We start from the raw sequence: 13,320 nt of genomic DNA, 5'->3' as shown, positions 1-13,320 counted from the left end.
CAACAAATTTAGTAAATAAAAACTTGTCAGAGAAAATTCCTTCGGAATTTTCAAAATGAGCACTAGACATAGCAATTAATTATACATGTCTTGTTATACAACGTATTTTTAAATATATACCTTACCTTGAGCTGACAAAAAACCATATTTAACCCACTTATTTTCTCTTTCAGCTTCTGGAATTTCATTAACTGTTAAATTTAAATCAGCAGGTAAATTTTCGTTTATTAAAAAAGCTAAAGTGTCTTGATAAACTGAAATTATCGTATAAATTGTATTTGGAAATACTTTAGATAAATCAGTTCTTGTCAATTTCGCTTTTTTGGAGTCTAATTTTATAGAAGGTCGCATTATATATAAACCTCTTGGGTCTTTTTCAGAGTCAAAGTAAAAATCTTTTACTGAAACTTGATTTGTATTCAAATGGTCAAGTTTATTTCTCATTTCTCTAATCAAATTCATTGAAGTTGACCAACTCTTTATTTTTTCAAATAGCACGCTGTCAGTTGGGTTGATTTCTGAAACATTAATTAGAAAAGTTTTGTAATCTGCTTTGTAATCAATTAGTTTAGGGTAGAATAGTAAAATTATATTATTTATAAGTAATTGAATGTGATGAGCTTTTTGAAATACTGTTTTACAGCGAGTTGTAACGTCTCTAATTGAAGGAATAGAATTACCCTTATTTTCAATATCGGTTTGAATTAGTTTTTTTTCAAGAGCGCAATAGCTTTCAACTTCTTGCTCTAATACTTTTGCTTCTTGTAATATTTCAAGGGAAATATTGAGCAATTGAGACTTATCAATTTTAGAATCTATGAAGTTACTTTTCACTAATTGTAATGCCTGAAAAATAGTTTGTCCAACAATTGGATGATTAGTTCCTTGATTAATTATAAGGCGATGGATAAATTTAGGTAAGTTTGATTGTTTTACATTTTCTATTGGTTCAATTTCGTAGATAGCATTTTCATGAATCATGAAGTGATTTCCGTTTAAGTGAAAGGCACCTTTTAAATCACCATCCTCCTTTGTTCCAATTGGTCCAAGATTTATAAAGTTCAAGTTTTACTTTAGTATTTTGGTTAATATGTTCACAACTTTAATGATATGAAATTGTTTTAATATTTTGAATCATACCTTAAACGAATTTAGCTACTTTTTCTGATAAATTAAACAAGATTTATTTTAAATTCCATAAAAAAATCCCGACAGTATTTATATCAGGATTTTATATGTTTTTTATAGTTTTAATTTTACTATATACGCTTACTTAACCAATCTTTAAATTCATAAAAATTTTGTGGTGCTACGCCATGCCCAACAGGAAATTCAGCATAATGGTTTTTAATGTTTAGGCTGTTTAAAAACGGTGTGGTTTGTCGTGCCCATTCTACAGGTATTACTTGGTCTACGCTACCGTGCGAGCAGTAAAAATTTAAGTTGGAGTAATCTTGTTCCTGTAAGTTTTCAGGTAAAATATCTTTGTTTACATAACCGCTTAAAGCAATAATGTTGTTTACTTTTTTAGGGTAGGTAAGTGCCACGGCATAACTTAAAATACTGCCTTGGCTAAAGCCTAAAAGCGTCACGTTGTTTTTGTTTACAGGATATTCGGCAATGGCTTCATCTATAAATTTAGCAATTACATCGCGCGATTGTTTTGCTTGTTCGTTATCGTTCCATTTGCCTTGTTCTTCATCAAAATTAATGGCATACCAAGCGTTTCCGTAAGGTTGCATTGGGTAAGGCGCTCTTACTGAAATGATAAAAAGTTCCTCGGGTAATTCAGGTGAAAATGAAAATAAATCGTTCTCGTCGCTGCCATAACCGTGCATCATGATAAGCAACGGTGCATTTTCGGTTAACGTAGATTTTCTAACAATATGGTATAAGGAAAGTGACGTATTAATCATGTTTTAGTTACCTAAGTTCGCAAAAAGTTTTTGGTAGAATGCCCCAACTAATGGCACAATTTGTTTTTTTCTACCTAAAGCACCTGTAAATCCGTAAATAAAAAGTACTGCAAAACATAGGTAAAAGCTAGAGCTAACCAACCAGCTATCAAAGCTTCCAATAATATAACCTAAAGCCCAAAAAGTAAGCCATAAGCCTAATGATTGCCTGATGTGGAAATTGGCAAAATCACTTCTTTTATCTTCTTCTTTATTTAAATAGAAAGCAATGATAACGCCAATAATTGTTAAATAGCTAATAATGGCATTTTGTCGTCCTCTATCAATATCTTGCTCTGTCATGCTTATGAATTTAAAGTCACTTTGTTATTTGAAATAATACCATACACGTTTCCTTTTAAAGTTTCATTTTCAAAAATGGCATTTTTGGATTTTGAAATGATGTTTTTTACGGAAAAAGTATATTTGGTATCTGGATTAAAAAGTGTAATGTCAGCTTTATTGCCAATGTTTATAGGTGTTTGTTCCAAACCGAATCTCGATTTTCCTTTGGTTAAAATCTCGATGGTTTTTTTGGAGGTAAAAACCGTTTGAAGCGCGCCAAAAGCACTTTCTAGACCAATACTTCCGTAAGCAGCATAATCAAACTCAATTTTTTTGTGTTCTATGTCAATAGGGTTGTGGTCGCTGGTTACCATATCAATCGTGCCATCTTTTACAGCTTCTACCAATACATCCACATCGCTTTGTGTTCTTAATGGTGGCAATACTTTAAAATGGGTATTGAAATCGGTTAAAACAGCATCGGTAAAGTATAGGTTGTGAATGGCAACACTACAGGTTACATCCAGTTTTTTCTTTTTGGCTTCGCGAATCAATGCTACCGATTTTGCGGTTGAAATGGTTGGGATATGCAACTTTCCACCTGCATATTCCAATAAAAATAAGTCGCGTGCCACTTGAAGTTCTTCAGCCAACGCAGGAATGCCTTTTAAACCAAGCTTTGTGCTGGTAATATGCTCATTCACCACACCGTTTCCTGCAATTTTATTCTCTTGCGGAAACGAGCATACCAAACCGTTAAAATTACTGGCGTATTGCAAAGCAATTTTCATCAGGTTTGGGTTGGAAATTGGTTTTTTGTAATCGTAAAAAGCCACGGCACCGGCGGTATTCATATCGTAAAGTTCGGCTAAATCTTCACCTTTACTACATACTGTTAAGGCGCCAACAGGTACCAAAGTAACCGTATTATTAGCAGCTTTTGAAGTTACAAACGTAATATCTGAATTTGAATCGATTACCGGATTGGTATGTGCATTCATAGCCACAGCGGTAAAACCAGAGGCTGCTGCTGTTTTTAATCCGTTTGCAATCGTATCGCGTTCCTCAAACCCGGGTTGGCCAAAACACACGCTGCTATCAAACCAACCTTGCGAAATATGAAGGTTTTCAAAAGCAATTTCTTGATAGTTTTTTGGGTTTTTTATGGTGGTGGCAATGTCTGTAATCACACCATTTTCTATTAATAAATCTTGAGTTGTGTTGTGAAACTCGCTTTTAGAATCTATAATGGTGGCAGATTTTATAAGTATGTTCATTTAAAGTATTTTAATATGAGCATTTCAATAATCAATAACGCTAGTGCAAAAATAACAAACCATTTCCATAAGGCGTTAACTTTTGCATCACTTTTTATGGTATCGAAAATTTCGGTAATAGAATCGCTAACGGTCGTGTTTTTTGAAGCTGAAAGATTTTGGTACATCAAATTACTTTCATCTCTATTGTAATTATAACTAACGTTTTTAATGGTTTCGTTTTTGTTTTTAAGGTTGTAAATAGCCGCCACAGCAGGGGTTTCAGACGTATTTACCACCACTTTATTATTGAAATATTGCTGTTTTGGGATGATGTTCAGTGCATCACTAGCCAAGGTGACGATATCATCTTGTTGCAATTGCGTTTCAATATCAAAGGTGTTCTCTTTTCCTATAGTGTAATACAAAGCAGGATTTTTAAAGCTAAATTTCCCCATATTGTAAAACGTAGGAACAATTAATGGTGAATTTTTAAAACTGGAATTTTCAGCGTTTAATGCCGAAGTGAACACATACACGTTTTTAGTTTGGTACAGAAAAGGTTTGGAATCATCAAACCTTAAAATGGCAGTCCCCGTATTTAAACTGCTATTGTAAAAACTGGAAACGGTTGGGTATTGAAAATTGTCCACTTGCTTTTCAAATACACCAGAATGGTATAAAGGATGTACATAGTTAATGCTAGTGATGCGTTTTTCGGTTTGAACCAAATCTTTAAAATTCGATCCGAAATGGTTCAATAAAGCATTATAAGACTGAATATTTATGTCTTTTGAAGGAATAACGATAAGCGAACCGCCTTGATTTTCAAACGATTTTAAGGCAGCAACCAAGGCATTTGGAATGCTGTTCAATTCATTTAAAACAATAACGTGTTGCTGGTCAATGATCGCATAGTTTAATTGGCTTTCAGATGTTGACGTATAGTTGAATTCATTATCAGTATAAATCCGGTTTAAAAAAGCACCATCTTCGGCATTAATGGCAAGTACGTTAATTTTAGATGCTTTGTTAATGTTGAAATATAAGGTGTTGTCAAATTGCAAATTTGTATCGTCAATGGTGATTTTTCCGTTGATTTCTTTATCGGTAGGTAATGAAAATGTTGTTTCTGTTTTGTCTGAAATGGCAACCGATGTTTTAGCAATCAATTCTTCATTGTTAAACAGTGAAACAGGTAAGTTTTCTATAGCTTTTCCACTGTTTTTTAAAGTTACTTTTAATTCTATGGATGAAGCAGTAGTGGCTGTAATGTAAGCAGAATCGATAGCCACATTGTTGTTGTTTACAGGTTTTAACTGTATCAAATGTAAGTTGGTTAACGAATCGGTTTTAGGAAGAAATTCCGATGCATCCTGTTGGAAATCGGAAATAAAAACCAGATTTTTTAAAGTGCTTTTTTGCTTACTGAAAAGGGTTTTGCTTTTTAACAAGGCCGCTTCTCCCGATAATTTGTTAGATGAATAATCGAGTTGCAACAAATCGTTTTTAACCGCTTTTATGCTGGTGTTTTTATACACATCATCATTGGTTAAAATACTTATGGTTTCATCTTCAGGCACATTGCCAATAAGATCTTGTACAGCACGTTTTAAAAGTTCCCCTTGATTCCCTTTGGCCTGCATGCTAAACGAATTATCTAAATAAACCACCGTTTCTTTTTTGGAGTTAAACGTATGCGATTTAGATGTAAATGGTTGTGCAAATGCCATAACAATCGCAGCTAATAGCAAGAGTCTGGTACAAAGAATGAGCCACTTTTTTATTTGCGAACTTTTTCGGGTTTGTATGGTGGCTTCCTTTAAAAATGCCACATTGGTAAATGCCTCTTTTTGAAATTTGCGTAACTGAAATAAATGGACAATAATAGGGATGAGCAGTAAAAATAAAGCGTAAAGAAGTTCGGGGTGTTTAAACTGCATTTCTTTTTAGATTTTTCAAATATAAAGAATGAATTATGAAAATTAACCGCAAATTCACAAATTATTCCATTATAAGTATTTTAAAATTTGTGGTGTTAATTTTTAATGGTGATGAACACGCTAAATTAACAAAAGAATATATAATCTTGTAAAGGTTGCATATTTAATGTTTTTAAATAATCCCTTATTTCCTTTTGGGCTGTTTTATTGGCAACGGTAACAATGCTTTGAGGGTTTTGTATGTTGGAAAGTGCATTAAAATCCTTCATGGTTTTTCCGTAAATGGCTTTGCCTATTTTTTTAGGGTTATCGCAAATCCACTCAAAAGGAATGTTTTTTTCCAATAAAATGCTTGCCATTAATTTTCCTTTGGTGCCAGCGCCCCAAATGGTTAAGGTTTTTTCTTTGTTGTAATCAATTTCTAAAAAGTGGCGCAGTTTTAATTCGGTAAAATGGTTTTGTGCATAATGTATGTGGGTTCTAGAAGTTCGAGTACTGTAATCGCGCCATTGGTGCAGTACCACATTACAAGGAACGCACTTAAAGTTGTGTTTGTAAAAGCGGAAAGTTAAATCGTAATCTTCGGGGTAGCGGTGTGGGTTAAAAGCATCACAAGCTATCAAATCGTTTCTATGCAGCATCCAACATGGCGATGGAATGACGCACTCCTTATAAATTTCAGAATAATTACTGCCCGTTTTTGTTAAGTTATTTAGCCAAATTTCATAACTTTTATAGCCTTCACCAACGCCCGTTTCACTAAAATATTCCACTAAACCAACGGCTACATGTTTTTCGCCATGCGTTATTAAGTTATTCATTAAAACGTCCAGTTTGTTTGGAAGCATGATATCATCGCTATCCATTCGGGTAATATAGTTGCCTTTACTGTGTATAAAAGCGCATTGTAACGCATCAATAATACCGCTTCCTGGGTTTTTGAACAATTTAATTCGGTTGTCCTTTTCCGCGAAAGCGTTAACAATATGAAAGCTATTATCGGTAGAGTGATCATCTACAATTAGTAATTCCCAATGCGGATAAGTCTGGTTTAAAATAGAATTTATACATGCGCTTAAATAAGGCGCTGTATTTTTAAAAGGTGTTAAAATGCTTATCAACGGTTTATGCATGCAGCGAATATACATAATTAAGCTTTTTAACAAAACCTTAAGATGTGGATGCGTAACATAATAGTAATTTGGGCGTCAATTACAAAAAATTTAAAAAATCATTAATGAATACTAAAACATTTGCCGCTTTATTTGCGGGTATCATCTTAGCAAGTTGTAGCGGTACAAAAGCATCGGGTAACGATTTAGCTACAAGTTTACCTATAGAAACTTCCATAAATTTAACTAAAGTTGAAAGCGATAAAGCGCCAGTAAGCATAAATCCTGGGCGTTTTACGGTTGAAACTGTTACCTACCATTTACCAAAAGTGGTTCAAGGGACGTATTCGGTAAGTGATTTTGGAAAATATATTGACGATTTTAAAGCCTTTGATTACAAAGGAAACCTAATGTCTGTAACCAAAACGGATGTTAACACCTGGGTTATTAAAAACGCAAAGCAGTTAGATAAAATAACGTATTGGGTTAACGATACATACGATACTGAAGTTTCTGGTATAATTGGGTCCGAAAACCCTTTTTCTCCAGCAGGAACAAATATAGAGCCCGATAATTATGTATTAAACCTACATGGTTTTATTGGGTATTTTGACGTGTTGAAGAACAATCAATATAAATTGGATGTTACTGCCCCAGCCAATTTTATACGCACTTCGGCATTGCAAAACACAGGAACAAAAACCAGTGAAGATGGTAGCAGTGTAACTACGAGCTATTTTGCAACCAGATATTTTGATATTACAGATAACCCTATGATGTATGGTAATTTGAGTGTTGAAGAGTTTGAAGTTGGTAATATTAAAGTAGTTTTAAGTGTGTATTCACCCAACAAAGTACACTCTGCAGCATCCCTAAAAGAAACTATTTATAAGATGATGCAAGCCCAAAAAACGTTTTTGGGCGACATTAATTCTACACCTCGCTATGATATTTATTTGTATTTATCTGAAGAAAAAGAAGAATCTCCAAAAGGATTTGGTGCTTTAGAACACCATACCTCTACAGTAGTTGTAATGCCAGAGTCGATGGATGAAGACACTTTGGCAGAAAACATGTTAGAAACAGTATCTCACGAGTTTTTTCATATAGTAACACCATTAAGTGTGCATTCTGAAGACGTGCATTATTTTGATTATAACAACCCAACCTTCTCAAAACATTTATGGATGTACGAAGGCGTAACCGAATATTTTGCCAATCTATTTCAAATAAACCAAGGTTTGATAGACGAAAATGAGTTCTACAATAAAGTGATGGATAAAATTCAACGTTCAAAAACCATGAACGATGCTATGAGTTTTACCATTATGAGTGAGAATGTTTTAAAAGCGCCATATAAGGATGAGTACTATAATGTTTACCAAAAAGGGGCATTAATTGGTATGTGCATTGATATTTTAATGCGTGAAGAAAGTAACGGTCATAGAGGTATTTTGTCTTTGATGAAAGAACTATCAAATAAATACGGAAAAAACAAACCGTTTGAAGACGATAAGCTTATTGAGGAGATTTCAAAAATGACCTATCCATCGGTACACGATTTTTTAACTATGCACGTAGCGGGCGATATTCCTATAAACTACAACGAGTTTTTCGAAAAAGTAGGATTGGAAATTGGTGAAGGCAAAGTAGAAACCAATTATATTTTAATTAATGGAGTTCCCATAGTTAGTGGCGACCCACAATCTGGAACCATATTTTTTACCGATAAAGTGTTAGAAAATAGTTTTTGGGCCGATAATGGAGCGCAACCAAACGATATTATAAAAACCATAGATGGTACCGACCTTACCATGCAAAACGCTAACGAAGTTTTACAAAGTGTATTTATGTGGAAACCAGGAAAAGATGTTGAAGTAAAATTGGTAAGAGATGGTAAAGAAGTAGTTATTAAAACCAAAACCACACCAACTTACACAACAGGTGAAGGCATTATGGAAAAAGCCGATGCTACGGCAGCTCAAAAAACCTTGCGTGACGCTTGGTTAAAAGGCTAATGTGATTTACAATTTTTGAATTACGAATTACGAATTACGAATTACGAATTAAGATTGACGATTGATGAACCATATTTGTCAATCGTTTTTTTATGATGTTACCCCAGAGTTGCGCTTTCTGCTGAAATCGTAACGCACTAAAATTTTCCAACACTCCTGAACCAAATAAGGTAAAATCATATTTAGTAGGTAATGTTCTAATCCTCTAAGAACATAAATGTAAGGCTAGTTCTCTGTGATTTTACTTAAAAATTTAACTTTTAACATTTGAGTTAACTTACAATTTTTCGTAAATTGTTTAACCAACTGGAAAACAGAATGGATTCTTCCCCTAAGTTACTTTAGCCTTTAGTAATGGTATTTTAATATATGTAGCGCTTTTTGTTGAATTTTATATAATTTTATTATGAAGCAAATAATAATATCAATTATACTAGTATTCTCAATTGTTTGTGAAGCTCAGAAGGGTGTTGTACATAATTTTAATGAAATTAATTTAAAAGATGTCATTGAGATTAAGGGTGTTTTCTATTTAAAGAAAGATACTACTTTGGTTACAGGTAAAGTAATGCGCTTTAACAGGAAAAATGAAGCTAAAAAATATTTAATTGTTGTAGATGGTAAGCCTGATAATCAAGGTTGGATAAAGTTGAATAATAGAGAATATTATGAACCAAAAGAAAATGTTTTAGCATCCGTTTTATCATCGGTATTAGCGACTCCAGAAAATGGTTTTAATATTCCAAATCAACCAAATCACTCACCCGGAGACTACGAAAAATATATTAAAGAAAAGACCTCAAGAAACTTTAGTAATATGCACTATAATTATATAGATTCCAAAAAACTTAATTCAGAAAATGAAATTTTAATTGTACCAATAGAAGAAAATAGCAAAGATGGACAACCAAATATAATTTCGAATTCTATTAATGATAAAAGGAATGGAAATTGGGAGGCATACCATCAAAATGGAAAAATTAAAATCAAAGGGTTTTATGTTGATGGCAAGGAAGAGGGACTTTGGGAAGCATACTATGAAAATGGTCAATTAAATTATAGAGGTAAATTTATTGAAGGTATTAAAGATGGGCTTTGGGAAGCGTATTACCCTAACGGGCAGTTAAAAAGTAAAGGAAAATATAAGGAAGGAAAATATTTTGAGGGATGGAGTTTCTATAATGAGCAAGGTAAAGTTATTTTAATGGAATTTTATAATTAATTAAAACCCTTCAAAAACTCCCAAACCAAATAAGGCAAAGTCATATTTCACTGGGTCATTAGCATCCAATTTTCTTAAAGCAGTATCCAATTCCAACAACGCTTTGCCATCATTTTGTTTTCGATTTAATAAGCCCAATTTCCGTGCTACATTCCCCGAATGTACATCTAATGGACATGAAAGTTGAGCAGGTGAGAGGCTGTTCCAAATACCAAAATCAACACCAGTGTTATCGTTTCTAACCATCCAACGTAAAAACATGTTAATGCGTTTTGCTGCCGAATTTTTCAACGGGTCGCTAATATGTTTTTGTGTTCTTGTTAAATGCTCTACTTCAAAAAAGGTGGCTTTAAATTTTGAAATGGCGTTTTGTACCGAATGGCTTTCGGCATGTTTTGCAAACACAGTTTCCAGTCCGTTATGGTTTAAATAGATGTTTTTTAGGCAGCTTATAAATTGAATGGCATCGTCGCCATTAAACGTTCTATGTACAAATGGCTGTAGTTTTTCCAAATCGGTGTCTTCATGATTCATGATAAAATCATAAGGCGAACTATCAAGCAGTTCCATAAATCGTTTGGCGTTATTAATGATGCTTTTTCTATTGCCCCAAGCAATGGTAGCAGTTAAAAAACCAGCAATTTCAATATCTTCTTTTATCGAAAATTGATGCGGTATTTGTATTGGGTCGCTTTCAATAAACTTGGGATTGTTGTATTCCAGTACTTTGCTATCTAGAAAGTCTTTCAGTTCGTTTTTGTTCAATGTATTCCGTATTAAAATTCAAAAATAAGGCAATTTTTTACTTTTTATGCATCAAATCTTCAGTTTAAATTATAATTAATCAAACACTTAAAAAGTTTTGTTTAGATTTATTCTAAATAATTTGCAATAACTAAAAGTTGTATATATTTTTGCGTCAAAATTAATTATTTATATTAAGTCTAAATAAAAACAAATGAAAAAACAACTAACCATTATTCTTTTTTTATCCTTAAATATGTTTGGTTTTTCGCAAAGCGGAACCGTTAAAGGCATCATAAAAGACAGTAACAACAGCTCATTATTTGGGGTAAACGTAAGTGTTAAGAATACTATAAAAGGCACGCAAACGAATGAAACAGGTGCCTTTGAAATTTCTGATTTTCAAAGTGGCAATTATATATTGGCTATTTCTTACTTAGGTTTTAAATCCAAAGAAATTCCTTTTAAAGTAAACACAAACGAAACCATCGATTTAGGTATTATTACACTTTATGAAGGCGATGAAATTCTAGACGAAATTGTTATCAACGGAAATAGAACCAATAAATTTTCAAGAAAGGAAACCGCTTATGTTTCTAAATTACCATTAAAAGATATTGAAAACACACAGGTTTATAGCACTATTACTAACGAATTGTTGCAATCGCAATTAGTAATAAATTTTGACGATGCCCTTAAAAATGCTCCTGGTGTAGAAGGGTTATGGACATCTACGGGTCGTGGTGGCGATGGTGCAGGGTATTATTCGCTACGTGGGTTTTCTGTACAACCAGAATTGGTGAATGGCTTACCTGGTTTAACCAACGGTACCATAAATGCCGCTAATATTGAACATATTGAAGTGGTAAAAGGACCATCGGCAACTTTATTTGGCAACTCTGTAACTTCTTATGGAGGTTTAATAAATGTAGTAACCAAAAAACCTTATGTAGGTAAGGGAGGAGAGCTTTCGTTTACTTCGGGTACTTATGGTTTAAATCAAATTACAGCAGATTTTAACACACCATTAGATAAAGAAAATAACATTTATTTCAGGTTGAACACGTCCTATTCAACAGAACAAAGTTTTCAAGATGCAGGATTTAGAAAATCGTTTTTTGTTGCACCGTCTCTATCTTATAAAGTGAATAACAAATTGTCGTTTTCATTTTATGGTGAAATTACGCAAGCGGAACAAACAAACCCAACATTTTTATTCTTGAACAGAAGCGCTCCAACGGAAGCTGCAAATCTGGAAGAGTTGAATTATAACAATAAATTATCTTTTACCAGTAACGATTTATCACTTGAAAATCCTACTCAAAATTATAGGGTTCAAATGGATTATAAATTGTCTGATACTTGGCAATCCCAAACCTTACTTTCAAAAAGTTCTACATCAACAAAAGGATATTATACCTACTTATTTGATTATTTGGTTTTGGGTAACAATACATTTTCACGTTTCTTGAACAAGCAAAATGCGAATACACAAACAACCGATTTTCAGCAAAACTTTATAGGCGACTTTAAAATTGGTTCTTTAAGAAATAGAGTAGTTGTAGGATTAGATTATTTTACAGCCACAGGAACCGATAATGGTACGGGCTATGCTTTTTACGGTAACGTAACGCCTCAAGGAGGTGCAAGTGGAGATAACCCGTTTACAGCGGACGTTGAAACCGATAGTTACCCATTATCTACCTCAGGAGTTGATGCCATTTTAGCTTCACAAGCGGTTGGAAACTCAAAATCTAAATATCATATTTATAGTGCTTATGCATCAAATGTGTTGAATTTTACCCAAAATTTTTCAGCAATGGTTGGGCTTCGTCTCGATAGATTTGATAATGAAGGTTCTTTAGCAAGCACAACGGATGATTACGATCAAACCACATTCTCACCTAAATTAGGTTTGATGTATCAACCAATTTTAAATAAATTATCAATATTTGCTAATTACCAAAATGGCTTCAAAAACGTAGGGCCAGCATTGGTTGGCGACCCAGGTACAGGGCCACAAACATTAAAAACATTCGATCCAGAACAAGCAAATCAGTTAGAGTTTGGTGTTAAAACAAACCTTTTTTCTAGCAGATTAAATGCTACATTAAGTTATTATGATATTAAAGTAACCGACAGGGTTATTACAGATCCAGATTCGCCATTTAACAAAATTCAAGGCGGTGAAGTGGTAAGTAGAGGTTTTGAGGTAGAAATTAACGCAAATCCAATAAATGGCTTAAACATTCGTGGTGGATTTAGTAATAACTATAGTGAAACTACAAAATCGGACAATGCCAATATCTTAAACAGAAGACCCTTAGAAGCTGGTCCAAAAAACCTATATAATTTCTGGGCAAATTATGAATTTCAAGAAGGAAATTTAGATGGTTTTGGTTTAGGTTTCGGACTTAATGGTGCAAGTGAACGTTTAGCTATAAACTACGCATCAACTGGTGAGTTTGTTTTACCAAGCTACACCATTGTAAACGCTTCGGTTTTTTATGCAGTAGATAACTATACCATTAGCCTTAAATTGAATAATGCGTTTAATAAACAGTATTATAAAGGTTGGTCTACCATAAATCCGCAAGCACCGCGCACCTTATTGGCAAATGTTACTTATAGATTTTAATCATTAAATATATGAAAGAGGCTGTTTAAAAAGTGTGTTATAGTTGCGTTGTCAGGTAGAGCTTGTCGAAACCGATACTAATTATTAGTAAGTTAAAATATTTCGACAGGCTCAATATGACACGGAATGACACTTTTTAAACAGCCT

10 protein-coding genes are annotated in these 13,320 nt (G+C 33.4%); 3 read left to right on the top strand and 7 right to left on the bottom strand.

Annotated elements, in window-relative coordinates; genetic code table 11:
* Positions 1 to 108: 108 nt before the first annotated feature.
* From ACGK9U_RS13315 to ACGK9U_RS13290, 6 genes are all read right to left on the bottom strand, one after another.
* Positions 109 to 1,065, bottom strand: coding sequence for a hypothetical protein (locus ACGK9U_RS13315; protein ID WP_394466872.1), 957 nt, complete (start codon positions 1,063 to 1,065; stop codon positions 109 to 111).
* 194 nt (positions 1,066 to 1,259) lie between these two features.
* On the bottom strand, positions 1,260 to 1,916 hold the full coding sequence (locus ACGK9U_RS13310; RefSeq protein ID WP_394466871.1) for an alpha/beta hydrolase: 657 nt from the start codon (positions 1,914 to 1,916) through the stop codon (positions 1,260 to 1,262).
* A 3-nt stretch (positions 1,917 to 1,919) separates the two neighbouring features.
* Positions 1,920 to 2,258, bottom strand: coding sequence for a hypothetical protein (locus ACGK9U_RS13305; protein ID WP_394466870.1), 339 nt, complete (start codon positions 2,256 to 2,258; stop codon positions 1,920 to 1,922).
* 2 nt (positions 2,259 to 2,260) lie between these two features.
* On the bottom strand, positions 2,261 to 3,517 hold the full coding sequence (locus ACGK9U_RS13300; protein WP_394466869.1) for a dihydroorotase family protein: 1,257 nt from the start codon (positions 3,515 to 3,517) through the stop codon (positions 2,261 to 2,263).
* Positions 3,514 to 5,439: a BatA and WFA domain-containing protein gene (locus tag ACGK9U_RS13295; RefSeq protein WP_394466868.1), complete on the bottom strand. Its 1,926-nt coding sequence runs from the start codon at positions 5,437 to 5,439 to the stop codon at positions 3,514 to 3,516. Before ACGK9U_RS13295 ends, ACGK9U_RS13300 begins: the two co-directional genes overlap by 4 nt.
* A gap of 125 nt (positions 5,440 to 5,564) precedes the next feature.
* Positions 5,565 to 6,572 carry a glycosyltransferase family 2 protein gene (locus ACGK9U_RS13290; protein WP_394466925.1) on the bottom strand — a complete coding sequence of 336 codons (1,008 nt, stop codon included), beginning with the start codon at positions 6,570 to 6,572 and terminating at the stop codon, positions 5,565 to 5,567.
* A gap of 104 nt (positions 6,573 to 6,676) precedes the next feature.
* On the opposite strand from ACGK9U_RS13290, the gene ACGK9U_RS13285 reads away from it, so the two are divergent.
* Positions 6,677 to 8,569 (top strand): peptidase M61, encoded by a 1,893-nt coding sequence (locus ACGK9U_RS13285; RefSeq protein ID WP_394466867.1) that lies wholly within the window; start codon positions 6,677 to 6,679, stop codon positions 8,567 to 8,569.
* A gap of 406 nt (positions 8,570 to 8,975) precedes the next feature.
* Entirely contained in the window at positions 8,976 to 9,791 is an 816-nt protein-coding gene (locus tag ACGK9U_RS13280) for a toxin-antitoxin system YwqK family antitoxin (RefSeq protein WP_394466866.1), read from the top strand.
* On the opposite strand, the gene ACGK9U_RS13275 is transcribed toward ACGK9U_RS13280, so the two are convergent.
* Positions 9,792 to 10,556 (bottom strand): TIGR02757 family protein, encoded by a 765-nt coding sequence (locus tag ACGK9U_RS13275; RefSeq protein WP_394466865.1) that lies wholly within the window; start codon positions 10,554 to 10,556, stop codon positions 9,792 to 9,794.
* A 193-nt stretch (positions 10,557 to 10,749) separates the two neighbouring features.
* On the opposite strand from ACGK9U_RS13275, the gene ACGK9U_RS13270 reads away from it, so the two are divergent.
* Positions 10,750 to 13,173, top strand: a complete 2,424-nt coding sequence (locus tag ACGK9U_RS13270) for a TonB-dependent siderophore receptor (RefSeq protein WP_394466864.1) — start codon at positions 10,750 to 10,752, stop codon at positions 13,171 to 13,173.
* The last annotated feature ends 147 nt before the right edge of the window (positions 13,174 to 13,320 follow it).

This window comes from Mariniflexile sp. HNIBRBA6329, from assembly GCF_043558645.1.
Taxonomy (GTDB): domain Bacteria; phylum Bacteroidota; class Bacteroidia; order Flavobacteriales; family Flavobacteriaceae; genus Mariniflexile.
This window is presented reverse-complemented; position numbering and strand designations above follow the sequence as displayed.